21 protein-coding genes are annotated in these 21,259 nt (G+C 61.7%); 7 read left to right on the forward strand and 14 right to left on the reverse strand.

What is annotated here, in order from left to right:
* Positions 1-29 precede the first annotated feature (29 nt).
* The 4 genes from ACF8Q6_RS21160 to ACF8Q6_RS21175 form a co-directional block, all read right to left on the reverse strand.
* A complete protein-coding gene (locus ACF8Q6_RS21160) occupies positions 30-404 on the reverse strand; it encodes a helicase (protein ID WP_161773576.1) in 375 nt (124 codons plus the stop codon).
* 148 nt (positions 405-552) lie between these two features.
* A complete protein-coding gene (locus ACF8Q6_RS21165) occupies positions 553-852 on the reverse strand; it encodes an HU family DNA-binding protein (RefSeq protein ID WP_003253355.1) in 300 nt (99 codons plus the stop codon).
* A gap of 187 nt (positions 853-1,039) precedes the next feature.
* Positions 1,040-2,188 (reverse strand): NAD(P)/FAD-dependent oxidoreductase, encoded by a 1,149-nt coding sequence (locus ACF8Q6_RS21170; protein ID WP_392492005.1) that lies wholly within the window; start codon positions 2,186-2,188, stop codon positions 1,040-1,042.
* Between the two features lie 16 nt (positions 2,189-2,204).
* Positions 2,205-2,372, reverse strand: coding sequence for a rubredoxin (locus ACF8Q6_RS21175; protein WP_003253349.1), 168 nt, complete (start codon positions 2,370-2,372; stop codon positions 2,205-2,207).
* A 225-nt stretch (positions 2,373-2,597) separates the two neighbouring features.
* On the opposite strand from ACF8Q6_RS21175, the gene ACF8Q6_RS21180 reads away from it, so the two are divergent.
* Both ACF8Q6_RS21180 and ubiA read left to right on the forward strand, forming a co-directional pair.
* Positions 2,598-3,155 carry a chorismate lyase gene (locus tag ACF8Q6_RS21180; protein WP_012054112.1) on the forward strand — a complete coding sequence of 186 codons (558 nt, stop codon included), beginning with the start codon at positions 2,598-2,600 and terminating at the stop codon, positions 3,153-3,155.
* Positions 3,155-4,045, forward strand: a complete 891-nt coding sequence (gene ubiA, locus ACF8Q6_RS21185; RefSeq protein ID WP_004575206.1) for a 4-hydroxybenzoate octaprenyltransferase — start codon at positions 3,155-3,157, stop codon at positions 4,043-4,045. Before ACF8Q6_RS21180 ends, ubiA begins: the two co-directional genes overlap by 1 nt.
* Positions 4,046-4,165: 120 nt before the next feature.
* Here ubiA and ACF8Q6_RS21190 read toward each other — a convergent pair whose 3' ends face one another.
* A complete protein-coding gene (locus tag ACF8Q6_RS21190) occupies positions 4,166-4,537 on the reverse strand; it encodes a hypothetical protein (RefSeq protein ID WP_012054113.1) in 372 nt (123 codons plus the stop codon).
* 173 nt (positions 4,538-4,710) lie between these two features.
* Between ACF8Q6_RS21190 and phoB the strand changes: the two genes are divergently transcribed.
* The 3 genes from phoB (at position 4,711) to ACF8Q6_RS21205 (ending at position 8,270) form a co-directional block, all read left to right on the forward strand.
* On the forward strand, positions 4,711-5,400 hold the full coding sequence (gene phoB, locus ACF8Q6_RS21195) for a phosphate regulon transcriptional regulator PhoB (protein ID WP_003253341.1): 690 nt from the start codon (positions 4,711-4,713) through the stop codon (positions 5,398-5,400).
* 48 nt (positions 5,401-5,448) lie between these two features.
* Complete coding sequence (gene phoR, locus ACF8Q6_RS21200; protein ID WP_003253338.1) at positions 5,449-6,756, forward strand: phosphate regulon sensor histidine kinase PhoR; 1,308 nt, start codon at positions 5,449-5,451, stop codon at positions 6,754-6,756.
* A 173-nt stretch (positions 6,757-6,929) separates the two neighbouring features.
* Positions 6,930-8,270: a hemolysin family protein gene (locus ACF8Q6_RS21205; protein WP_003253336.1), complete on the forward strand. Its 1,341-nt coding sequence runs from the start codon at positions 6,930-6,932 to the stop codon at positions 8,268-8,270.
* A 120-nt stretch (positions 8,271-8,390) separates the two neighbouring features.
* Here the strand turns inward: ACF8Q6_RS21205 and ACF8Q6_RS21210 are convergent, their stop codons facing one another.
* From ACF8Q6_RS21210 to ACF8Q6_RS21245, 8 genes are all read right to left on the reverse strand, one after another.
* Entirely contained in the window at positions 8,391-9,287 is an 897-nt protein-coding gene (locus tag ACF8Q6_RS21210; RefSeq protein WP_012054114.1) for a peptidoglycan DD-metalloendopeptidase family protein, read from the reverse strand.
* Positions 9,288-9,433: 146 nt separating this feature from the next.
* Positions 9,434-10,318 carry a response regulator gene (locus ACF8Q6_RS21215; RefSeq protein WP_012054115.1) on the reverse strand — a complete coding sequence of 295 codons (885 nt, stop codon included), beginning with the start codon at positions 10,316-10,318 and terminating at the stop codon, positions 9,434-9,436.
* 163 nt (positions 10,319-10,481) lie between these two features.
* The gene (gene phoU, locus ACF8Q6_RS21220; protein ID WP_003253329.1) at positions 10,482-11,252 is read right to left on the reverse strand and encodes a phosphate signaling complex protein PhoU; all 771 of its coding nucleotides are present in this window, start codon (positions 11,250-11,252) and stop codon (positions 10,482-10,484) included.
* Between the two features lie 101 nt (positions 11,253-11,353).
* Positions 11,354-12,187 (reverse strand): phosphate ABC transporter ATP-binding protein PstB, encoded by an 834-nt coding sequence (gene pstB / locus ACF8Q6_RS21225; protein ID WP_003253327.1) that lies wholly within the window; start codon positions 12,185-12,187, stop codon positions 11,354-11,356.
* Between the two features lie 72 nt (positions 12,188-12,259).
* A complete protein-coding gene (gene pstA / locus ACF8Q6_RS21230) occupies positions 12,260-13,876 on the reverse strand; it encodes a phosphate ABC transporter permease PstA (RefSeq protein WP_202607546.1) in 1,617 nt (538 codons plus the stop codon).
* A 71-nt stretch (positions 13,877-13,947) separates the two neighbouring features.
* The gene (locus tag ACF8Q6_RS21235) at positions 13,948-16,236 is read right to left on the reverse strand and encodes an ABC transporter permease subunit (RefSeq protein WP_392499426.1); all 2,289 of its coding nucleotides are present in this window, start codon (positions 16,234-16,236) and stop codon (positions 13,948-13,950) included.
* Between the two features lie 138 nt (positions 16,237-16,374).
* Complete coding sequence (locus ACF8Q6_RS21240; protein ID WP_012054118.1) at positions 16,375-17,373, reverse strand: phosphate ABC transporter substrate-binding protein PstS; 999 nt, start codon at positions 17,371-17,373, stop codon at positions 16,375-16,377.
* Between the two features lie 236 nt (positions 17,374-17,609).
* Positions 17,610-18,899 carry an MFS transporter gene (locus tag ACF8Q6_RS21245; RefSeq protein ID WP_003253318.1) on the reverse strand — a complete coding sequence of 430 codons (1,290 nt, stop codon included), beginning with the start codon at positions 18,897-18,899 and terminating at the stop codon, positions 17,610-17,612.
* Between the two features lie 361 nt (positions 18,900-19,260).
* On the opposite strand from ACF8Q6_RS21245, the gene ACF8Q6_RS21250 reads away from it, so the two are divergent.
* Positions 19,261-19,659 (forward strand): acyl-CoA thioesterase, encoded by a 399-nt coding sequence (locus ACF8Q6_RS21250; RefSeq protein ID WP_003253317.1) that lies wholly within the window; start codon positions 19,261-19,263, stop codon positions 19,657-19,659.
* A gap of 71 nt (positions 19,660-19,730) precedes the next feature.
* Positions 19,731-20,627, forward strand: a complete 897-nt coding sequence (locus ACF8Q6_RS21255) for a D-hexose-6-phosphate mutarotase (RefSeq protein ID WP_392493829.1) — start codon at positions 19,731-19,733, stop codon at positions 20,625-20,627.
* Between the two features lie 60 nt (positions 20,628-20,687).
* Here the strand turns inward: ACF8Q6_RS21255 and ACF8Q6_RS21260 are convergent, their stop codons facing one another.
* Complete coding sequence (locus tag ACF8Q6_RS21260; protein ID WP_012054120.1) at positions 20,688-21,221, reverse strand: DUF3299 domain-containing protein; 534 nt, start codon at positions 21,219-21,221, stop codon at positions 20,688-20,690.
* Between the last annotated feature and the right edge of the window lie 38 nt (positions 21,222-21,259).

The following is a 21,259-nucleotide window of genomic DNA, read 5'->3' on the forward strand; positions in this document are numbered from 1 at the left end:
AGGTAAAGCATGGGCATCCCCGTCGGGCTTCAGCCTTTCTTCTTGGGTTTCAGGTATTTCATCAACCCTTGGAACCACATCACCAGCGCCGGATTGCCCTTGATCTGGATGTGCTTTTCCTGAATCCCCTGCATGAACGCCAGCTGCTTGTTACCCGCCTGCATGGTGGCGAAGCCATAAGCGGCGTCCCTGAAGGCAATGGCGAACGCCGGCTGTGGGTGCGCGCCGCCCTTGCTGCTGATGCGCTCGTTGTTGACGATGAAGTGTCGGGCGACCTTGCCGTCCAGGGTCTGCATCTGGAACACCAGGTCCTTGCCCTTGAGCTGCTGCTGGAATGCGGGGTTATTACGGCTGGCCCTGGCCATCAACAGCCCCATGGCCCAGAGAAGAAAGCGGAACTTCATCAACGCGCCTCGGATGAAAAGTGACTAAGGCGCGCAGTTTATCCTTTTCCAGAACTATTTATGCAAGTTCGAAACATTTTACCTGCAGAAAGCACAACGGGCGCCTTGGGGCGCCCGCTTGGCCGATACTGGGGTTGTCAGGGAGCGATCACTTGCCTTTCTTGGCTGGCTTGGCGGGGGCGTTAACGCTGTCACGCAGGTTCTTGCCAGGCTTGAAGGCCACGGTATTGCTGGCCTTGATCTTGACCGGTTCCCCAGTTTGCGGGTTCTTGCCGGTACGCGCACCGCGATGACGTTTTTCGAAGGTGCCGAAACCGACCAGGGTCACGGTGTCCTTGTCCAGGGCACCGGTGATGCTGTCGAGAATCGCGTTCAAAACCTGATTGGCCTTTTCCTTGGTCAGATCAGCCTTATCGGCGATGACGGCGGCGAGTTCTGGTTTGCGCATAGTGAAGCCTCTTTGACGGAATTCTTGTTGTTATGCCGTGCTGCCTCTGGGAGCAGCGCTCAAGGCACCGCAGGCTCTAATCTGCGGCAGACGGGAGTGAGAATGGCACGAGCTCAGGGGCCGCGCCAGTATCTGGGCGGCCATTGTGCAGGCAACAACAGGATAAATCCGACAGAACAGCCGCTATTTACGCCATAACCGCTGGTAACTGACGATTCAGCGCCAGCTTCTCCATCACCGCCGCTCCGGTCAGGGCGTAGCCCAACAACTTGCCGTCGGCATCAAGGCAAAGCACCTTGAGGTCACTGCCCTGTCCCTCTACCTGCCAGGTGCCTTCGCAACCCTGGGGCGCTGGCGAGACGACCAGCGGACAGGCCGGGGTTTTCACGGTGATAGGCATCGGCCCGTAGGAAACTGCCGTCGGCTTGCCGGCCAGGGTTTGCGCCAGCGCCCGGGCACAGCTCATCAGCGGCATCACGTACAGCAGGTTGATGCCATCGACTTCGGCACAGTCGCCAAGGGCGAAGATGTTGGCGTGTGATGTACGTAGCTCGCGGTCTACGCTTACACCTCGATTGGTCTGCAGCCCAGCTGCGGCAGCCAGGTCGGTACGTGGGCGCAGGCCGATGGCCGAAACCACCAGGTCGCAGGCAATCACGCTGCCATCCGACAGGTGCGCCTCCAGGCCTTGGGTCACCTGCTGCAGGCGGGTCAGCACCGGCCCCAAGTGAAAGCGTACTCCCAGCCCCTCCAGCCCACCCTGTACAGCCGCCGCAGCGGCCGGGTGCAGCAGGGTCGGCATGACCTGTTCACACGGCGCCACAACGTCGACCTTGAAACCACCCAGGCTCATGTCGTTTGCGAATTCGCAGCCGATCAAGCCGGCGCCGAGGATCAGGACACGCTGCTTGCCCGCGGCGGCAGCACGGAAGCGCGCGTAGTCCTCCAGATCGTTGATCGGGAATACCAGATGGCCGCCATCACCCTCGATCGGCACCTGCACGGTCTGCGCCCCCCAGGCCAGCACCAGATCGCGGTACTCCACGGCCTCTTCGCCGATCCACAGCCGCTTGTGGCCCGGGTCGATGCCGCTGATGCGGGTATGGGTCCGGACCTCGGCGTTCAATTGCTCGGCCATGGCACCCGCCTCAGCCATGCACAGGCCGTCGGCGTTCTTCTGCTTGGCAAAGCCCATGGACAGCATCGGCTTGGAGTACGAACGACCATCGTCGGCGGTGATCAGCAACAGCGGCGTCTGCGTATCGAGCTTTCGAAATTCACGGGCCAGGTTGTAGCCCGCAAGGCCGGTACCGATGATTACCACAGGGGACGTCATGTCGTGCTTTCCTCGATTAACCGATGGAGATCATTTCAAAGTCGCTTTTGCCGACGCCACAGTCGGGGCACAGCCAGTCCTCAGGTACATCCTCCCAACGGGTGCCGGGGGCGATGCCGTCGTCGGGCCAGCCTTCGGCTTCGTCGTAGATCAGGCCACAGACAATACATTGCCACTTTTTCATCAGATCTATTTCCTCGGTTCAGGCTGGGGCTTGTGTTGCGGCTGATGGCCTCTTGGCGGGCAAGCCCGCGCCTACAGTGACCGCGCAGGCCGGGCGGGCTTGCCCGCGAATGGGGCCAGCGCGCAATGCGTGGGGGCTTTGTAGCGGCCCTGCCGGCAGTATGCAAGCAGTTGGGGCAATCATGCTAAGCTCGCCGCCTCTCTGGCTGTAACAAAGCATACCGACGTGTCGTACGAATCCCCGCAAGCAGCCGCTGTCGCGTGGCTGCCGTATTCACAGCTGGCGACCGACATCGACCAGCCCACCCTTGACTGGCTGTTCGACGAGGGCTCGCTGACCCGCCGCCTGACCCGTCTGTCCATCGATCACTTTTCCGTCACCCCGCTGTTCGAGGGCTGGCAGCCGCTGCGCGATGACGAATGCCAAGCGCTGGGCATCGCTGCTGGCGCCGAAGGCTGGGTGCGCGAAGTGTACCTGCGCGGCCATGGCCAACCTTGGGTTTTCGCCCGCAGCGTGGCCAGCCGCAGCGCACTGGAACGTGGTGGCCTGGACCTGGAGTCCTTGGGCAGCCGCTCGCTGGGCGAGTTGCTGTTCTGCGACCAGGCGTTCATCCGTCATCCACTCGAAGTGTGCACTTATCCACAGGCCTGGCTGCCGTCCGAAGCTGCACATGCGGCGCTTTGGGGCCGCCGCTCGCGCTTCGAGCGCAACGGCCTGGACCTGCTGGTGGCAGAAGTGTTTCTGCCGGCATTGTGGCAAGCGGCCAAGGAGGAAAACCGCTGATGTACCTGCAACTGCTCAAGTCGCTCAACCGCCTGCATCCACGGGCCTGGGACTTCGTCCAGCTCAGCCGCATGGACCGGCCGATAGGCATCTACCTGCTGTTGTGGCCGACCCTGTCGGCAGTGTGGATTGCCGGCAATGGGTCACCCACCCTGGCCAATGTGCTCATCTTCGGCCTTGGTGTGGTGCTGATGCGCGCGGCCGGCTGCTGCATCAACGACTTTGCCGACCGCAAGGTTGACGGCCACGTCAAGCGGACCGCAGACCGCCCCTTGGCCAGCGGCCGGGTGCGGCCACGCGAGGCGCTGACACTGTTCGCGATTCTGGTCGGGGTGAGTTTCCTGCTGGTGCTGTGCACCAACAGCCGCACCGTCTGGCTGTCGTTCGGGGCGGTGGCCTTGGCATTCTGCTACCCGTTCATGAAGCGCTACACCTACTACCCGCAGGTGGTGCTGGGGGCGGCGTATTCGTGGGGCATTCCCATGGCTTTCACAGCCGCTGGCGGTGAATTGCCGGCCGGCGCCTGGCTGCTGTATATCGCCAACCTGCTGTGGACGGTGGGTTATGACACCTATTACGCCATGGTCGACCGCGATGACGACCTGAAAATTGGTGTGAAATCCACTGCGATCCTGTTCGGCGACGCTGATCGCAGCATCATCCTGACCCTGCAGCTGCTGTCGCTGGGCTGCCTGTTGCTGGCCGGTAGCCGCTTCGACCTGGGTGGCTGGTTCCACCTTGGGTTGCTGGGTGCGGCGGCGTGCTTTGCCTGGGAATACTGGTCAACGCGCAAGCTGGACCGGGAATCGTGCTTCAAGGCATTTCTGCACAACCACTGGGCGGGGATGCTGGTGTTTATCGGAGTTGTACTGGATTACGCGTTGCGCTGAGTATTTTGGGGCTGCTGCGCAGCCCATCGCGATACAAGGCCCCACACATTGATCGGCGTACGTCGAACCATGTGGGAGCGGCCTTGTGTCGCGATGGGCCGCGCAGCGGCCCCGGCTATCTCAAGGCTTGGCAACGTGCCAGACGTCTTTCATGCCGTCACCGGTCATGTCACCGGCCTTCTTGTCCTTGATGAAGGTATACAGCGGCTTGCCGTCGTAAGCCCACTGCATCGAACCGTCGTCACGCTCTACATGGGTCCATTTATCCTTCGGTGCTTCGTCTTCTTTCTTGACCATCAACGGTGGCCAGTTCTTGGCGCACTCGCCATTGCACATCGACTTGCCACCCGCATCCTTGTCAAAGGTGTACAGGGTCATGCCGGCCTCATCGACCCACTTGCCATCCTTCTCCATGGCATGGTGGGCCAACGCCACCCCCGGGAGCGCCAACGCAGTGAAAAGGGCCATCCAGCTCAGCGTATGTCGTGTCATTGGATTCACCATTGTTTCGGGGGGAAATGAGTTCGGGTTGCCATTAAAGCGGCCCTCTGTAGCCTAGTTCAGTCACGGAATGTCGCCAGAACGGCCAACACCCTGTCACACAGCTGCAATAATTCCGTTATCTAATGCGGGCCAAGACACCGAATCCAGGAGAGGTTTTGAGCATGGTAGGCAGGAACATTCTGATCGTCGACGACGAAGCGCCCATTCGCGAGATGATCGCCGTTGCCCTGGAAATGGCCGGCTATGACTGCCTGGAAGCGGAAAACTCCCAACAGGCACACGCGATCATCGTCGACCGCAAACCGGACCTGATCCTGCTCGACTGGATGCTGCCGGGCACCTCCGGCATCGAGCTGGCCCGCCGCCTGAAGCGCGACGAGCTGACCGGCGATATCCCGATCATCATGCTCACCGCCAAGGGTGAAGAGGACAACAAGATCCAGGGCCTGGAAGTGGGCGCCGACGACTACATCACCAAGCCGTTCTCGCCGCGTGAACTGGTAGCGCGACTGAAAGCCGTGCTGCGCCGCACGGGTCCGAGCGATAGCGAGGCGCCGATCGAGGTCGGCGGCCTGCTGCTCGACCCGATCAGCCACCGTGTGACCATCGACGGCAAGCCGGCCGAGATGGGCCCTACCGAATACCGCCTGCTGCAGTTTTTCATGACCCACCAGGAGCGTGCCTACACCCGAGGCCAATTGCTGGACCAGGTGTGGGGCGGCAACGTCTACGTCGAGGAACGTACCGTCGACGTGCACATCCGTCGCCTGCGCAAGGCGCTGGGTGAAGCTTACGAGAATCTGGTACAAACCGTCCGGGGCACTGGCTACCGCTTCTCGACCAAGAGCTGATCGAGCTCTGGAGCGCCAAGCTGCACATCGTTGTACAAGGATCGTCAATTGAACCAGAACTGGCATGCAACCCTGATTCGCCATCTGCTGTTGCTGATTACCGTCTGCCTGATCGGCGGGCTGGTCAGCGGCTACTATGGCTGGAGCCTGGCCATTGGCCTGGCGCTCTATCTGGGCTGGACCCTCAAGCAACTGCTGCGCTTGCACGACTGGCTGCGCAATCACCAACCCGACGAAGCACCGCCCGATGGCTACGGCCTGTGGGGCGAGGTATTCGATAGCATCTACCACCTGCAACGCCGCGACCAGCGCGTACGGGGCCGCCTGCAGGCAGTGATCGACCGGGTGCAGGAGTCCACTGCTGCGCTGCGTGACGCGGTGATCATGCTCGACAGCGACGGCAACCTGGAATGGTGGAACCGCGCCGCCGAGACCCTCCTGGGCTTCAAGACCCCACAGGACGGCGGCCAGCAAGTGACCAATCTGGTGCGCCATCCGCTCTTCAAAGAGTACTTCGAGGCAGAAAACTACCTCGAACCGCTGGAAATCCCTTCGCCAATCAATGACCGCATGCGTGTGCAGTTGCACATCACCCGCTACGGCAACAATGAACACCTGATGCTGGTGCGCGATGTCACCCGTATTCACCAGCTGGAACAGATGCGCAAGGACTTCGTCGCCAACGTGTCTCACGAGCTGCGCACGCCGCTGACGGTAATCACCGGCTACCTGGAAACCCTGCTGGACAACGTCGAGGACGTGAACCCGCGGTGGAGCCGCGCCCTGCAGCAAATGAGCCAGCAAGGCTCGCGCATGCAAACCCTGCTCAACGATTTGTTGCTACTGGCCAAACTGGAAGCCACCGATTACCCATCGGACAACCAGCCGGTGGCGGTCGATGCCCTGCTCGCCGCCATCAAGAACGACGCCCAGGCCCTGTCCGGGCCGCGCAACCAGCGCATCAGCCTGGAAGCTGCGCCTGGCGTCAAGCTGAAGGGCAGCGAGTCGGAATTGCGCAGTGCCTTTTCCAATCTGGTGTTCAATGCAGTCAAGTACACCCAGGACGAAGGCAGCATCCGCATCCGCTGGTGGGCCGATGCCCAGGGCGCACACCTGTCGGTGCAGGACTCGGGGGTGGGCATCGATGCCAAGCACTTGCCACGCCTGACCGAGCGCTTCTACCGGGTAGACTCCAGCCGTGCATCGAATACCGGCGGTACCGGGCTGGGGCTCGCAATCGTCAAGCATGTGCTGATGCGCCACCGCGGCAAGCTGGAAATCAGCAGTGTACCGGGGCATGGCAGCACCTTTACCTGTCACTTTGCGCCAGCACAATTGGCCAACGAAAAGGCTTGAGATTGAGGCTGCTGCGCGGGCCTTCGCGGGCATGCCTGCTCCCACAGGGACTGCAATGAGTCCGCTGCCCTTTGCTTTTACGGCCCCAGCCGCTACATTGGATCCCCCGTGCCAGCAAAAGCTGGCACTTTTTTTCTCTCTATCTCAAAGACGGACCCCGTAAAAACTCCATCATGGACCCTTCCTCTGGTATTAGCCTCACCTCGTTATTCGCCGACTTCGGCATGATCATCTTTGCCTTCCTGCTGGTGCTGCTCAACGGCTTCTTCGTTGCTGCGGAGTTCGCCATGGTCAAGCTGCGCGCTACACGCGTAGAGGCCATCGCCGAAAAGCACGGCTGGCGTGGCAACATCCTGCGCAAGGTTCACAACCAGCTCGACGCCTACCTGTCGGCCTGCCAATTGGGCATCACCCTCGCCTCGCTGGGCCTGGGCTGGGTGGGTGAGCCCGCCTTCGCCCACCTGCTGGAACCATTGCTGGCCTATTTCGGCGTGGACAGCGCCGAGCTGGTCAAGGCGATCTCGTTCTTCGTCGCCTTCTTCGTCATCTCGTACCTGCACATCGTGGTCGGCGAGCTGGCCCCCAAGTCCTGGGCTATCCGCAAGCCAGAGCTGCTGTCGCTGTGGACCGCCGTGCCGCTTTACCTGTTCTACTGGGCGATGTACCCGGCCATCTACCTGCTCAATGCCAGCGCCAACACCATCCTGCGCATTGCCGGCCAGGGCGAGCCTGGCCCGCACCACGAGCACCACTACAGCCGCGAAGAACTTAAGCTGATCCTGCACTCCAGCCGTGGCCAGGACCCAAGCGACCAAGGCATGCGCGTGCTGGCCTCGGCCGTGGAAATGGGCGAGCTGGAAGTGGTCGACTGGGCCAACTCGCGTGAGGACATGATCAGCATCGACGCCCATGCGCCTCTGAAGCAGATCCTGGCCCTGGTGCGCCGCCACAAGTTCAGCCGCTACCCGGTGTACGACGCCGAGCGCGAAGAATTCACCGGCCTGCTGCACATCAAGGACCTGCTGCTGGAGCTGGCTGAGCTGGAGCACTTGCCAGAGACCATCGACCTGGAGGACCTTGCCCGGCCACTCGAACGCGTGTCGCGGCACATGCCGCTGGCCCAGTTATTGGAGCAGTTCCGTAAGGGCGGCGCGCACTTCGTGCTGGTAGAGGAAGCCGATGGCAAGGTGATCGGCTACCTGACCATGGAAGACGTGCTGGAAGTGCTGGTGGGCGACATCCAGGACGAGCACCGCAAGACCGAGCGTGGCATTCTCGCCTACCAGCCGGGCAAGTTGCTGGTGCGCGGCGACACCCCACTGTTCAAGGTCGAACGCCTGCTGGGTATCGACCTTGACCACATCGAGGCCGAAACCTTGGCCGGGTTGATCTACGAGACGCTCAAGCGCGTGCCGGAAGAAGAGGAAGTGCTGGAAGTCGAAGGGCTGCGCATCATCATCAAGAAGATGAAAGGCCCCAAGATCGTACTGGCCAAGGTACTGAAGCTGGATTAATGGCCAAGGGGCTGCTGCGCAGCCCATCGCGACGCAAGGCCGCTCCCACAGCTACAGCACCTGCCTCTGGCTATGTGGGGCCTTGTGTCGCGAAAGGCCTGCGAAGCAGGCCCGGCAATCTCAAGGGTTGCCGGCAGTGAAATCCGGCATCCCGCTGATCGGCCTGTCGAAGCGGTAAGGTATCGACTCCAGCGCCAACCCCACATTGCGCTGCACCACAAAATGCAGGTGCGGCCCAGTGCTGTTGCCGGTATTGCCCGACTTGGCCAGCATCTGGCCCTGCCGTACCCGTTGCCCCTCCGCCACCACCACCGAACCACGCATCAGGTGAAGGTAGACGCCCATGGTGCCATCCGGGTGCAAAATCCTGACAAAGTTACCCGAGGGGTTGGGGCCGCGCCCGCTCTGGCTGTTCTGCGTCTTCACCACCACCCCTTCCCGCGCCGCGATGATGGGGGTACCTTCGGGCATGGCGATATCCATGGCGTAGCGCCCTCGGGGCCCAAAATGACTGACACGGCCATTGGGGCCCTGAGTGACGCGGAACGGCCCGCCAATCCACGGGAACGCATAGCGGAAGCCTAGCGGCCGTTTGCCCGGATCACCCATGGCCTGCAGCAGGGTCGAACGGTAGTTCAGCAACAGCCCGGGCCGCCCCCTGAGCACACTGAGCATCTGCGTGGTGCGCGGCGGCAGCAGCCGGCGCACGATACGCGGGGCATCACCGCCTTGTGCGTTGACCAGGTTGTCCAGCCGCAACTCTACCTCTACCGGCACATGCAGCTCGTTTCGTGCCGAAAAGCTCACGCCACCGTCGAAGGTTTTCGCGTTCAGCAGTACCTGGCCTTCGAGCGTTTCGACCATGGGCTCGAGCAACACCAAGGGCTTGGCGCCGGGGCCAGGGCGGTCGGAATAGGAGACGACACCGGAATCGTCAGTGATCTTGTAGAGCGTCACGCCCTGGCTCGACGCCGAGGCCATGAGCAATGCACAGAACAGCAACAGGCGCGCGGGCATGATAGTGGCTTTTTGACAGTTATGATCTGTCGAAGCCTAGCAGCGGGTTTTACGGTAGGTATTGCAGTTGGTCGGATGGGGCAACTCGGGCTTGGGCAGGAGCAGCCGTGTGCTGCTCCTGCCCAAAGCATGACGCGGGGGCGGGGTCAGGCACCGGGGGTGAAGTGCTTCTGCGCAGTGCCGCGGGCAATCAACCGAGACAGGTAGTCGAGCTTCTGGGCATCCTGGTCGACAAACTTGAACGTCAACTGCAACCAGTCGCTGTCAGGTTTTGGCTCCAGCGCCGCCACCGCATGCAGGTAGCCGTTCAGGCGAGCGACTTCGGCACTTTCGCCCTGCTCCAGGTCCAGCACCGCACCTTCCAGCACCTGTGGCAGCACTTCGCTGCGGCGTACCACCAGCAGTGCCTCTTTCAGGCTCAACGCCTTGATCACGCATGGCTGCATGCCACTGGCCAGGCGCAGCTGGCCCTGGCCACGGCCGCTCGGCGCGGGGGCAGCAGGTGCGGGTGCGGCGACCAAAGGCTTGGCCGGTACCGGCGCCGCAACCTTGACCGCTTCGGGCTTGCCCGCCGTCAGCGCGTTCAACGAATCGTTGGCAAACGCCGGGTTGGCTCGCGCCGGGCCGATGGCCATCAGGCTGTCGAGCTTACCGATCTTGGTCAGGGCTTTTTTTACCTTGGTCAGCAGTTGCTCGTTGGTGAACGGCTTGCCTACAAAATCGGAAACGCCCGCCTGGATCGCCTGAATGACGTTTTCCTTGTCGCCACGGCTGGTCACCATGATGAACTGCAGGTTCTTCAGTGCAGGCTGCTGACGGCACCAGGTCAGCAGTTCCAGGCCTGACATTTCCGGCATTTCCCAGTCGCAGAGGACCAGATCGAACGCTTCCTTGCCGAGCATGGCCATGGCCTTGCGACCGTTGACCGCGTCGTCGATGGCCATACCCGGGAAGGCGTTGCGCAGACACTTGCGGACCAGATCACGGATAAACGGGGCGTCATCCACGACCAGCACATTCACTTTACTCATCGATACTCCTTATGAATCCCGACTAGCCTACTGCCAAATGATGGCCATTTGCTACAACCTGGTCACGCCGGGACTTCTTCACATCGTTCGCGGGTGCCTGCCGGCTCTCGACCGCAAACGAAAACGCCCGGCCAAGGCCGGGCGTCGATGCTCGGGAGCAACCTTACTTATCGTCAGATTCACCCGGAACATTAGCCTTTTCGCCGTTGGCGACAGCAGTGCCCTGCACTTCTGCCGTCATGCGCTTGAGGCCCATGTGGCGCACGTCGGTACCGCGCACCAGGTAGATCACCAGTTCGGAGATGTTGCGCGCATGGTCGCCAATACGCTCCAGCGAGCGCAGCACCCAGATCACGCTCAGAACCCTCGAGATAGAGCGCGGGTCTTCCATCATGTAGGTCACCAGCTCACGCAGCGCGGTCTTGTATTCGCGGTCGATGGTCTTGTCGTACTGGGCCACCGACAGCGCCAGGTCGGCGTCGAAGCGGGCAAAGGCGTCCAGCGCATCCCGGACCATGTTGCGCACCTGGTCGCCAATGTGGCGCACCTCGACATAACCACGCGGCGACTCGCCCTCTTCGCACAGCTGGATGGCGCGGCGGGCGATCTTGGTCGACTCGTCACCGATGCGTTCCAGGTCGATCACCGACTTGGAAATGCTGATGATCAGGCGCAGGTCCGAGGCCGCTGGCTGACGGCGGGCGAGGATGCGCAAGCACTCCTCGTCGATGTTGCGCTCCATCTGGTTGATCTGCTCGTCAACCTCGCGCACCTGCTGGGCCAGACCAGAGTCGGCTTCGATCAGCGCGGTAACCGCGTCGTTGACCTGCTTTTCCACCAGCCCGCCCATGGCCAGCAGGTGGCTGCGCACCTCTTCCAGCTCGGCGTTGAACTGCTGGGAAATGTGATGGGTAAGGCTTTCTTTGTTGATCATCGTTTTGTCCTTTGGTAGCGCGGCCCTGTAGGAGCGGGTTCACCCGCGAACACCGGCAACGCCGGTGCCAGACACCGAGGTGCCTGTTTCGCGAGCGGCGCTTAGCCGTAGCGACCGGTGATGTAGTCTTCGGTCTGCTTCTTCGCCGGGTTGGTGAACAGGGTATCGGTATCCCCGAATTCGACCAGTTTGCCCATGTACATGAACGCGGTGTAATCCGAAACACGCGCCGCTTGCTGCATGTTGTGGGTCACGATGACGATGGTGTACTTGGATTTCAATTCATAGATCAGTTCTTCGACCTTCAAGGTCGAGATCGGGTCCAGCGCCGAGCACGGTTCGTCAAGCAGCAGCACCTCCGGCTCCACGGCAATGGTACGGGCGATGACCAGACGCTGCTGCTGGCCACCGGACAGTCCCAGCGCCGACTCGTGCAGGCGGTCCTTGACCTCGTCCCACAAGGCCGCCCCCTTCAACGCCCACTCGACGGCTTCATCAAGCACGCGCTTCTTGTTGATGCCCTGGATGCGCAGGCCGTAGACCACGTTCTCGTAGATGGTCTTGGGGAACGGGTTCGGCTTCTGGAACACCATGCCCACACGCCGGCGCAGTTCGGCAACGTCTTCACCCTTGCGGTAGATGTTGTTGCCGTACAGGTTGATGGCACCTTCCACACGGCAACCGTCAACCAGGTCGTTCATCCGGTTGAAAGTGCGCAGCAGGGTCGACTTGCCGCAGCCGGATGGGCCGATGAAGGCGGTCACACGCTGCTTCGGGATGTTCATCTGCACGTCGAACAGCGCTTGCTTGTCGCCATAGAACAGGCTCAGGCCCGGTACTTCGATGGCCACGGTTTCTTCAGCCATTCGCAGGCTTTGCTTGTTGCGGCCCAGGGCAGACATGTCGATGCCATGGGTGTGGGAATCTTGCTGCATGGTCAACTCCATACGCTATCAAGTCGTTTCAAAGGGCCGCCCGGCTTACGGGCGGCACGCTTGCAATCAGGGTCAGCCGTCCAGCGCCTTGTACTTCTCGCGCAGGTGGTTGCGAATCCACACGGCAGAGAGGTTGAGGGTCGCGATCACCAGCACCAGCAGCAGCGCAGTGGCATAAACCAGCGGCCGCGCAGCTTCGACGTTCGGGCTCTGGAAGCCGACGTCATAGATGTGGAAGCCCAGGTGCATGATCTTCTGGTCCAGGTGCAGGTACGGGTAGTTACCATCCACCGGCAGCGACGGCGCCAGCTTCACCACACCTACCAGCATCAGCGGCGCCACTTCGCCGGCGGCACGGGCCACGGCGAGGATCATGCCAGTCATCATGGCCGGGCTGGCCATGGGCAGGACGATTTTCCACAGGGTCTCGGCCTTGGTTGCGCCCAGCGCCAGCGAGCCCTCACGCACGGTGCGCGGAATTCGCGCCAGGCCTTCTTCGGTGGCCACGATCACCACCGGTACCGCCAGCAATGCCAGGGTCAGCGATGCCCACAGCAGGCCCGGGGTACCCAAGGTCGGCGCCGGCAGCGCTTCGGGGAAGAACAGGCGGTCGATCGAGCCGCCCAGCACATAGACGAAGAAGCCCAGACCGAACACACCGTAGACGATCGCAGGAACACCGGCCAGGTTGTTCACCGCAATACGGATAAGCCGGGTGACCGGGCCCTGCCTGGCGTATTCACGCAGGTACACGGCAGCCAGCACGCCAAACGGGGTAACGATCACGGCCATGATCAGGGTCATCATCACGGTACCGAAGATGGCCGGGAAGATACCGCCCTCGGTGTTGGCTTCACGCGGGTCGTCGCTGAGGAACTCCCAGACCTTGCCGAAGTAGGTGCCCAACTTGGTGAACGCCGACATGCCGTTCGGCTGGACAGCATGCACTACCTTGCTCAGGTTGATTTCCACTTCACGGCCGTTGCCATCCCGGGCCACCAGGCTGTCGCGGGAAAAAGCCTGGTGCAGGCCGGTCAGGCGGTCTTCGATGGCCTTGTAGCGGCTGTTCAGTTCGGCACGGTCGGCGTCCATGTCGGCCTGGGCGGCGGCGTCCAGCTTGCCGTCCAGCTCCAGCTTGCGCGCTTGCAGGCGCAGGCGCTCAAGGCCATGGTTGATGGCACCGATGTCCTTCTTCTCCAGCTGCTGCAGCTCGCTGTTGAGCTGGTTGGCACGCTTGAGGCGGGCCTGCAGTTCGCTCCAGGCAGCGGGGCCTTCGGCAACCACGCGGCCTTGTTCCTTGACGCTGACCAGGTAGCCATAGAAGTTGCCCCACTCGCGGCGCTCAAGGGCCATCAAGTCAGCCGGGCGCTGTTCGTCGACCAGCCAGTCGCCGACCACCCAGGTAAAGTCGCTGCCATTGAGGTCGCGGTTACCCACCTTGATCAGCTCGCGGGTCATGAACTCCGGCCCCTGGTCAGGCACTGGCAGGCCAGCCCCCTTCAGACGAGCACGGGGTACTTCCTCCTTCTGCACCACTTCGCCAATGACAACGTGATCGGCCTGGCCCGGCACCTTGTAGGTGGCCTGGACAAGATCGGCTGGCCAGAAGTGGCCCAGGCCGCGCACGGCGATGACCGCCAGCAGGCCGACGGTCATGATCACGGCCATGGCCACCGCGCCGCCGCTCATCCAGACGCCTGGGGCGCCGCTCTTGAACCAGCCTTTGAGGGAATCCTTTTTCACGGATCGCTACCTTTCTATCAAAGCGACGAGTATTTCTTGCGCAGACGCTGGCGAATCAGCTCGGCCAAGGTGTTCATGATGAAGGTGAACATCAGCAGCACCAGGGCAGCCAGGAACAGCACGCGATAGTGGCTGCCACCGACTTCCGATTCCGGCATTTCCACAGCCACGTTGGCGGCCAGGGTGCGCATGCCCTCGAACAGGTTCATCTCCATCACCGGCGTGTTGCCGGTAGCCATCAGCACGATCATGGTCTCGCCTACCGCACGGCCCAAGCCGATCATCAACGCCGAGAAGATGCCCGGGCTGGCGGTGAGGATGACCACGCGAGTCAGGGTCTGCCAAGGCGTCGCGCCCAGTGCCAGCGAGCCCAGGGTCAGACTGCGCGGCACACTGAACACGGCATCTTCGGCAATCGAGTAGATGTTCGGGATGACCGCGAAGCCCATGGCGATACCGACTACCAGGGCGTTGCGCTGGTCGTAGGTGATGCCTAAATCGTTGGTGATCCACAGGCGCATGTCGCCGCCGAAGAACCAGCTTTCCAGGTGCGGGCTCATGGTCAGGGCGAACCAGCCGGTGAACAGGATGACCGGAATCAGGATCGCCGCTTCCCAACCATCCGGTACACGCAGGCGGATCGACTCCGGCAGACGGCTCCAGAAGAAGCCGGCCAGCAGGATACCGATCGGCATCAGCAGGAACAGGCTGAACACACCGGGCAGGTGGCCTTCCAGGTACGGGGCCAGGAACAGGCCGGCGAAGAAGCCGAGGATCACCGTCGGCATCGCTTCCATCAGCTCGATCACCGGCTTGACCTTGCGGCGCATGCGTGGGGCCATGAAGTAGGCGGTGTAGATGGCTGCGGCAATGGCCAGCGGGGCGGCCAGGATCATGGCGTAGAACGCGGCCTTCAGGGTTCCGAAGGTCAGCGGCGACAGGCTCAGTTTGGGCTCGAAGTCAGTGTTCGACGCGGTCGATTGCCAGACGTATTTCGGCTCGTCGTAGTTCTCGTACCACACCTTGCCCCACAGCGCGCTGAACGAAATTTCCGGGTGCGGGTTGCGCAGGCTCAACGGCAACAACTTGCCACCTTCTTCGATGATGATGCGGTTGGCGCGTGGCGACAGGGCCAACGTGCCAGGGCCTTCGGCAGCCGGCTCTACCAGCAGGGTTCGGTGTGCAGTGCTGTGGAACACGCCCAGTTTGCCTTCGGCGTCGAGGGCGATGAAGCCCTTGCGGCGCTCTTCGGCGTCGATCTGCACGATCGGCGCATTGCCCAATTGGAAGGTACGGATCTGCTTGAAGCGCGATTCGCCATCCGGGTCACGGGCCATGAACCACTGGGCCAGCCCCCCCTTGGAATCACCGATGATCAGCGAAATGCCGCCAACCAGCTGGGCCGTGGCAGTAATTTCGGTGTCGGCGCTATCAGACAACTTGTAACGGCCGTTGAGGCTCTTGTCGCGCAGGCTGAACACATCGGCCGTGGCACGGCCGTTGATCACGTACAGCCAGTGCTGGCGTGGGTCGATGAAGATATTCTTCACCGTCTCGGTCATTTGCGGCAGTTCGATGCGGTTCTGCTCGGTGGTGACCTCTTCGGTCATCATGTTTTCCGTGCGGGTCAGCTCGACCACCTGCAGGTGAGCACCGGTAGAACCGGCCAGCAGCAGGGTGTCGCCATTGACGTTGACGCTGACGTGGTCCAGCGCACGCCCCTGCTCGTCGAGCACGAACGATTGCTCGCCGTATGGGTAGTCGATGCCAGGGGTGATGGTTTTCTTGTTGTCCGGGTAGGTGATCTTGTAGGTGTGCTGGAAAACCAGCGCCTGGCCATTGGACAGGCCCAGCACCACCAGCGCGCTGCCCGGCTGGTCAGTACTGATGGACGTGACCTGGGTGTCTGCTGGCACGGGCAGTTCGACACGCTTGAGTTCGTTACCGGTCTTGGTATCGAAGAACAATGCCTGGCCCTTGTCCGAAACACGCATCCCCACCTGATTCTGCTCTTCAAGCGCGATCATCAGTGGCTTACCGGCATCCTGCTGCAGCCAGGTCGGCTCCAGGGCTTTCTTGCTGGTCAGCTCGGCGCCCTGGAACAGTGGCAGCACCACATAAGCCAGGTAGAAGAAGATCAACGTGATTGCCGCCAATACGGCAAGCCCGCCTACCAGTACATACCAGCGGGTCAGGCGGTCCTTGAGCGCGCGCATGCGGCGCTTGCGTTGCAACTCGGGCGTATTGAAATCAATGCGCACGGGCTGGGAGTTTTGGGTCATGTTGGAATTGGCCAGATCATTCATGCGCACACCCTAGCGGTCCCGTGTGACAAAAACATTACAAAGTGGTGACGCGCGAAAGCCCGCCGCACAGGGAACCTGGCTTCGGACTGGAAATTCGTGGAAGAGGCCGGGCTGTGGCACCGGCCTCCTCTTAATTACTTACTTCTTTGCAACGTTACCGGCGTGCGACAGGCCCAGGTCAGCCAGGGTCTTGTCGACGACTTTGGCCGGCAGCGGGATGTAGCCATCCTTCACCACCACCTGCTGGCCCGCTTGCGACAGCACCAGCTTGACGAACTCGGCTTCCAGCGGGGCCAGAGGCTTGTTCGGCGCCTTGTTGACGTAGACGTACAGGAAGCGCGACAGCGGGTAGGTACCGTTCAGGGCGTTGGCTTCATTGTCTTCAACAAACTCGCCACCGTCTTTCTTGGCCAGGGGTACGGTCTTGACGCTGGCGGTCTTGTAACCAATACCCGAGTAGCCGATACCGTTCAGCGAGGAGCTGATCGACTGCACGACCGAAGCCGAGCCAGGCTGTTCGTTGACGTTAGGCTTGAAGTCGCCTTTGCACAGGGCTTCTTCCTTGAAGTAGCCGTAGGTGCCCGATACCGAGTTGCGGCCGAACAGCTGGATTGGCTTGTTGGCCAGGTCGCCGGTCACACCGACGTCGCCCCAGGTCTTGATCTCGGCCTTGCCACCGCACAGGCGGGTGGAAGAGAAGATGGCGTCAACCTGAGCCATGGTCAGGCCCTTGATTGGGTTGTCCTTGTGCACGAACACGGCCAGGGCGTCGACGGCGACCGGGATGGCGGTCGGCTTGTAGCCGTACTTCTGCTCGAAGGCTTGCAGCTCGACGTCCTTCATCTTGCGGCTCATCGGGCCGAGGTTGGCGGTGCCTTCGGTCAGCGCGGGTGGCGCGGTAGAAGAGCCGGCAGCCTGGATCTGGATGTTTACGTTCGGATATTCCTTCTTGTAGGCCTCGGCCCACAGAGTCATGAGGTTCGCGAGAGTGTCGGAACCAACGCTGGAGAGGTTGCCCGAAACACCCGTGGTCTTGGTGTAGGTCGGGATCGCAGGATCGACAGCGGCTACCGCGTTGGCGGTTGCAACGCCAGCGGCGGCAAAGGTAAGGGCCGCCATCAAACGCTTCAGTTTCATGCCTTGCTCCTAGCAGGAATATTGGGGTGTTGGATGGAACGGGCCCAAGTATCGGCAGGCCGCATGAACACGATATGACTTCATTATGACAATTGGATGAAAGGCCATCACTGAAAGCAGGTGTGGCCTCTTCGCGGCTAAAGCCGCTCCTACAGGTTCGGTGTCGGCCTTGAGGCCTGTGCCAAACCCTGTAGGAGCGGCTTTAGCTGCGAAGAGGCCAGTAGCCGTAGCGCAGATCAGCGCTTGTTGGCGAGCAGGTACAGGCCCACGGCCAGACCGACGGCGCACAGGCCTGCCACGTAGTAGGCAGGCGCCATCGGGCTCACCTTCAGCAGTGCGGTCACCACCATCGGCGTCAGCCCGCCAAAGATGGCGTAGGCCACGTTGTACGAGAACGACAACCCGCTGAAACGCACCACCGCCGGGAACGCTTTGACCATTACATAAGGCACTGCGCCAATCACACCCACGCACAGGCCGGTCACGGCATACAGCGGGAACAGCAACTCGGGGCGGGTCGGCAGGCTGTGGTAGAAGGTCCAGGAGCTGGCCAGCAGCAGCAGGCTGCCGATCACGAACACGCGGCCTGCACCAAAGCGGTCGGCCAGGCTGCCGGCACCTATACAACCAAAGCTGAGCAACACGATGGCCAGGCTGTTGGCTTTGAGCGAGTCGGTCGGGCTGATGTGGTAGAAGCTCTGCAGCAGCGCCGGGGTCATCAGGATGACCACCACGATGCCGGCTGAAAGCATCCAGGTCAGCAACATCGACAGAATGATCGGGCCACGGTGATCGCGCAGCACAGCGCGCAGCGGCAGCTCCTCGGCCAGTGCCTTGCGTTGCTGCATTTCGGCGAACACCGGGGTTTCGTGCAGCCAACGGCGCAGGTACACCGAGAACAGGCCGAACACACCGCCAAGCAGGAACGGGATACGCCAGGCGTAGTCAGCCACTTCTTCCGCGCTGTACACGCTGTTGATCAGGGTCGCTACCAGCGAGCCCAGCAGAATGCCGGCAGTCAGGCCGGCGGTCAGGGTGCCGCAGGCATAGCCGGTGTTGCGAGCCGGCACATGTTCAGAGACGAACACCCATGCGCCCGGTACTTCGCCACCGATTGCCGCGCCCTGGATCACGCGCATCAGCAACAGCAGGATCGGTGCCCACATGCCGATCTGCGCATACGTCGGCAGCAGGCCCATGATCAGGGTCGGCAGGGCCATCATGAAGATGCTCAGGGTGAACATCTTCTTGCGCCCGAGCAAGTCGCCGAAGTGGGCCATGATGATGCCGCCCAGCGGCCGCGCCAGGTAGCCGGCGGCGAAGATGCCGAACGTTTGCATCAGCCGCAGCCACTCGGGCATGTCGGCCGGGAAGAACAACTTGCCCACCACCGTGGCGAAGAACACGAAGATGATGAAATCGTAGAATTCCAGCGCACCGCCCAGGGCGGACAGTGAGAGGGTCTTGTAGTCGCTGCGGGTCAGCGGCCGCGAGGGCTGCTCGATACTGCTGGGCACGGAAGTCATCGCTCGTTGTTCTCTTTGTAGGGCATGCAGGCCGCTTGGCGCGCGGCTTCTGGATGGGAGACAGGCGAAGATAGCAAATTGCCGAGCTACGCCGAAAGCGATACAAAATCCACACAGATATTCGTGAATGCGCGGTCGTCGCTGGCCGTTATGCCCTATATACTGGCAATTCGTAGGATTATGTTGCTCCTAACGTGGGATGTTGTGCGAAAACGCCGGTCACTATTGTCAGGCGGTTTCGCAGAGTTTCCCTACGGCCGCCCAGTGAAACGAAATCGGCGTAGTATGTTTCAAGCTGAATCGTTTACCCGGCCTTTGCGCCACACCAACGAAAAGCGTCACGGGTCAGAGGCCCCATCGCATGATTGAGCTCGAACAAGAAGATCCAATCCCGCAAGGCGACCTGGCCTTGCAAATCACCGCATTGCCGCGAGAAACCAATGGGTTTGGCGATATTTTCGGCGGTTGGCTGGTTGCGCAGATGGACCTGGCAGGCACGGCCATGGCCAGCCGTGTCGCCGGCGGCCGCGTAGCCACCGTCGCCATCGACCGCATGGCCTTCCTGGTGCCCGTCGCGGTCGGCGCACAGCTGTCTTTCTATACCCAGACCTTGGAAATCGGCCGCAGCTCGATCCAGATGATGGTCGAAGTGTGGAGCGACGACCCGCTGTCCAGCGAATGGCGCAAGGTCACAGAAGCGGTATTCGTCTTCGTCGCCATCGACGGCAGTGGTCGTACCCGCTCGGTGCCTCGTCGCTGAGCCACGCTGGCGGTAAACTCATTGCATCTGCCCGGGTCCAAGGCCCACTGGCAATCAATGAGAAGAACGCAATGGCTACCTTTCAGGTCGTAACCGAGCAACATGGCGAACTCAACTGCTGGCGTATCAGCAGTGACCGTGCCGAACTCCTGATCGCCCAGCAGGGCGCACAGGTCCTCAGCTACCAGCAGGTGGGCGAACCGCCACTGCTGTGGCTGAGCGACCAGGCCATCTTCCGCCAGGGCAAGTCGGTACGCGCCGGGGTACCGGTGTGCTGGCCATGGTTTGGCAACCTGCAGCGCAACCCTCAGGCCGTCCAGGCCATGTACCAGGGAATACCGGCGCCTGCCCACGGGCTTGCGCGCACGCGTGACTGGAAATTGCTGGGTATCGAAGAAGTGGGCGAGGCCCTGCGGATCGAGTTCGAACTGCCTGAAGCGCGGGGCGACCTGCCCGGTTGGCCCCATGATGTCGAGCTGAAACTGGTGGTGGAGATGGGCGCAGACCTGACACTGAGCCTGACCAGCCGCAACATGGGCAATACCCCCGTGACCATCAGCCAGGCCCTGCATAGCTACTTCGCGGTCAGCGATGTGCGCCAGGCGCGGGTCGAGGGTGTCGACGGGCTGGGTTATATCGAGACCCTGGCGGGCTGGGAACAACGCCAACAGCAGGGGGCACTGACGTTTGCCGGGGAGACGGACCGAATCTACCTGAATACCCCGCAGACCCTCAGCATCGTCGACCCGCATTGGAATCGGCGGATTACCTTGACCAGCAGCAGCTCGCGCTCGGCGGTGATCTGGAACCCGTGGACCGAGCGGGCGAAGGAGCTGGCGGACATGGCTGATGATGGCTGGCAGCGGATGCTGTGCATCGAGACGGCGAATGTGTGGGATGACCTGGTGGAGTTGAAGCCTGGGGCGAGTCATTCGCTGGGCGTCCAGATCGGTTGTGAAAATATCTGAGCCCTGCTCTTTTATTACCGGCCTCTTCGCGGGCTTGCCCGCGAAGAGGCCGGGCAATTATCAAAGGTCTGCGTCTTCCACCACCCTCACCTTGTCTGCATCCAGCGCATAGGCCGCATCGGCCAGGTCATTGCTGACCTTCTCCACCTTCAGCTTGCCGCTGACCCACAGCGGGGTGTAGATGTCATCGATCTTCAGGCCTTTCGGGTAGCGCACCAGTACCAACTGGTTGGGCGGCGGTGGCGGCACATGGATGCACGCCCCCGGGTACGGCACCAGGAAGAACAACGTGCTGTTGCCCTTGGCGTCACTCTCCAGCGGCACAGGGTAGCCACCCAGGCGGATATCCTTGCCATTCATGGCCGCAACGGTCTTGGTCGAGTACATCACCGCTGGCAGGCCCTTGCTCTGCTTGAGGCCTCCCTTGGCGGTAAAGGTGCCCATGGCTTCCGGTGAGTTGTGGTCGATTTCAGGCATTTGTTCCAGCGCCTTCTGGTCCGACCGGGGCATCAGCTCCAGCCAGTCGGTTTCGGGCAGTTCGGCATGGGCCAGGGTACTGGCCAACAGCAAGGGGACAAGGAAAAAGGCACGCATGAAAATGCTCGGCAACTCGAATGAATTGCCGAGCATTC

It is taken from the genome of Pseudomonas sp. GLN_2 (genome assembly GCF_043106005.1).
Taxonomy (GTDB): Bacteria; Pseudomonadota; Gammaproteobacteria; order Pseudomonadales; family Pseudomonadaceae; genus Aquipseudomonas; species Aquipseudomonas alloputida.

What these genes read in the sequence shown, in the direction of transcription:
- ACF8Q6_RS21160 (WP_161773576.1), bottom strand. Translation starts at nt 404, where the DNA reads ATGAAGTTCCGCTTTCTTCTCTGGGCCATGGGGCTGTTGATGGCCAGG.
- ACF8Q6_RS21165 (WP_003253355.1), bottom strand. Translation starts at nt 852, where the DNA reads ATGCGCAAACCAGAACTCGCCGCCGTCATCGCCGATAAGGCTGATCTG.
- ACF8Q6_RS21170 (WP_392492005.1), bottom strand. Translation starts at nt 2,188, where the DNA reads ATGACGTCCCCTGTGGTAATCATCGGTACCGGCCTTGCGGGCTACAAC.
- ACF8Q6_RS21175 (WP_003253349.1), bottom strand. Translation starts at nt 2,372, where the DNA reads ATGAAAAAGTGGCAATGTATTGTCTGTGGCCTGATCTACGACGAAGCC.
- ubiA (WP_004575206.1), top strand. Translation starts at nt 3,155, where the DNA reads ATGTACCTGCAACTGCTCAAGTCGCTCAACCGCCTGCATCCACGGGCC.
- ACF8Q6_RS21190 (WP_012054113.1), bottom strand. Translation starts at nt 4,537, where the DNA reads ATGACACGACATACGCTGAGCTGGATGGCCCTTTTCACTGCGTTGGCG.
- phoB (WP_003253341.1), top strand. Translation starts at nt 4,711, where the DNA reads ATGGTAGGCAGGAACATTCTGATCGTCGACGACGAAGCGCCCATTCGC.
- ACF8Q6_RS21205 (WP_003253336.1), top strand. Translation starts at nt 6,930, where the DNA reads ATGGACCCTTCCTCTGGTATTAGCCTCACCTCGTTATTCGCCGACTTC.
- ACF8Q6_RS21210 (WP_012054114.1), bottom strand. Translation starts at nt 9,287, where the DNA reads ATGCCCGCGCGCCTGTTGCTGTTCTGTGCATTGCTCATGGCCTCGGCG.
- ACF8Q6_RS21215 (WP_012054115.1), bottom strand. Translation starts at nt 10,318, where the DNA reads ATGAGTAAAGTGAATGTGCTGGTCGTGGATGACGCCCCGTTTATCCGT.
- phoU (WP_003253329.1), bottom strand. Translation starts at nt 11,252, where the DNA reads ATGATCAACAAAGAAAGCCTTACCCATCACATTTCCCAGCAGTTCAAC.
- pstB (WP_003253327.1), bottom strand. Translation starts at nt 12,187, where the DNA reads ATGCAGCAAGATTCCCACACCCATGGCATCGACATGTCTGCCCTGGGC.
- pstA (WP_202607546.1), bottom strand. Translation starts at nt 13,876, where the DNA reads ATGAGCGGCGGCGCGGTGGCCATGGCCGTGATCATGACCGTCGGCCTG.
- ACF8Q6_RS21235 (WP_392499426.1), bottom strand. Translation starts at nt 16,236, where the DNA reads ATGAATGATCTGGCCAATTCCAACATGACCCAAAACTCCCAGCCCGTG.
- ACF8Q6_RS21240 (WP_012054118.1), bottom strand. Translation starts at nt 17,373, where the DNA reads ATGAAACTGAAGCGTTTGATGGCGGCCCTTACCTTTGCCGCCGCTGGC.
- ACF8Q6_RS21245 (WP_003253318.1), bottom strand. Translation starts at nt 18,899, where the DNA reads ATGACTTCCGTGCCCAGCAGTATCGAGCAGCCCTCGCGGCCGCTGACC.
- ACF8Q6_RS21250 (WP_003253317.1), top strand. Translation starts at nt 19,261, where the DNA reads ATGATTGAGCTCGAACAAGAAGATCCAATCCCGCAAGGCGACCTGGCC.
- ACF8Q6_RS21255 (WP_392493829.1), top strand. Translation starts at nt 19,731, where the DNA reads ATGGCTACCTTTCAGGTCGTAACCGAGCAACATGGCGAACTCAACTGC.
- ACF8Q6_RS21260 (WP_012054120.1), bottom strand. Translation starts at nt 21,221, where the DNA reads ATGCGTGCCTTTTTCCTTGTCCCCTTGCTGTTGGCCAGTACCCTGGCC.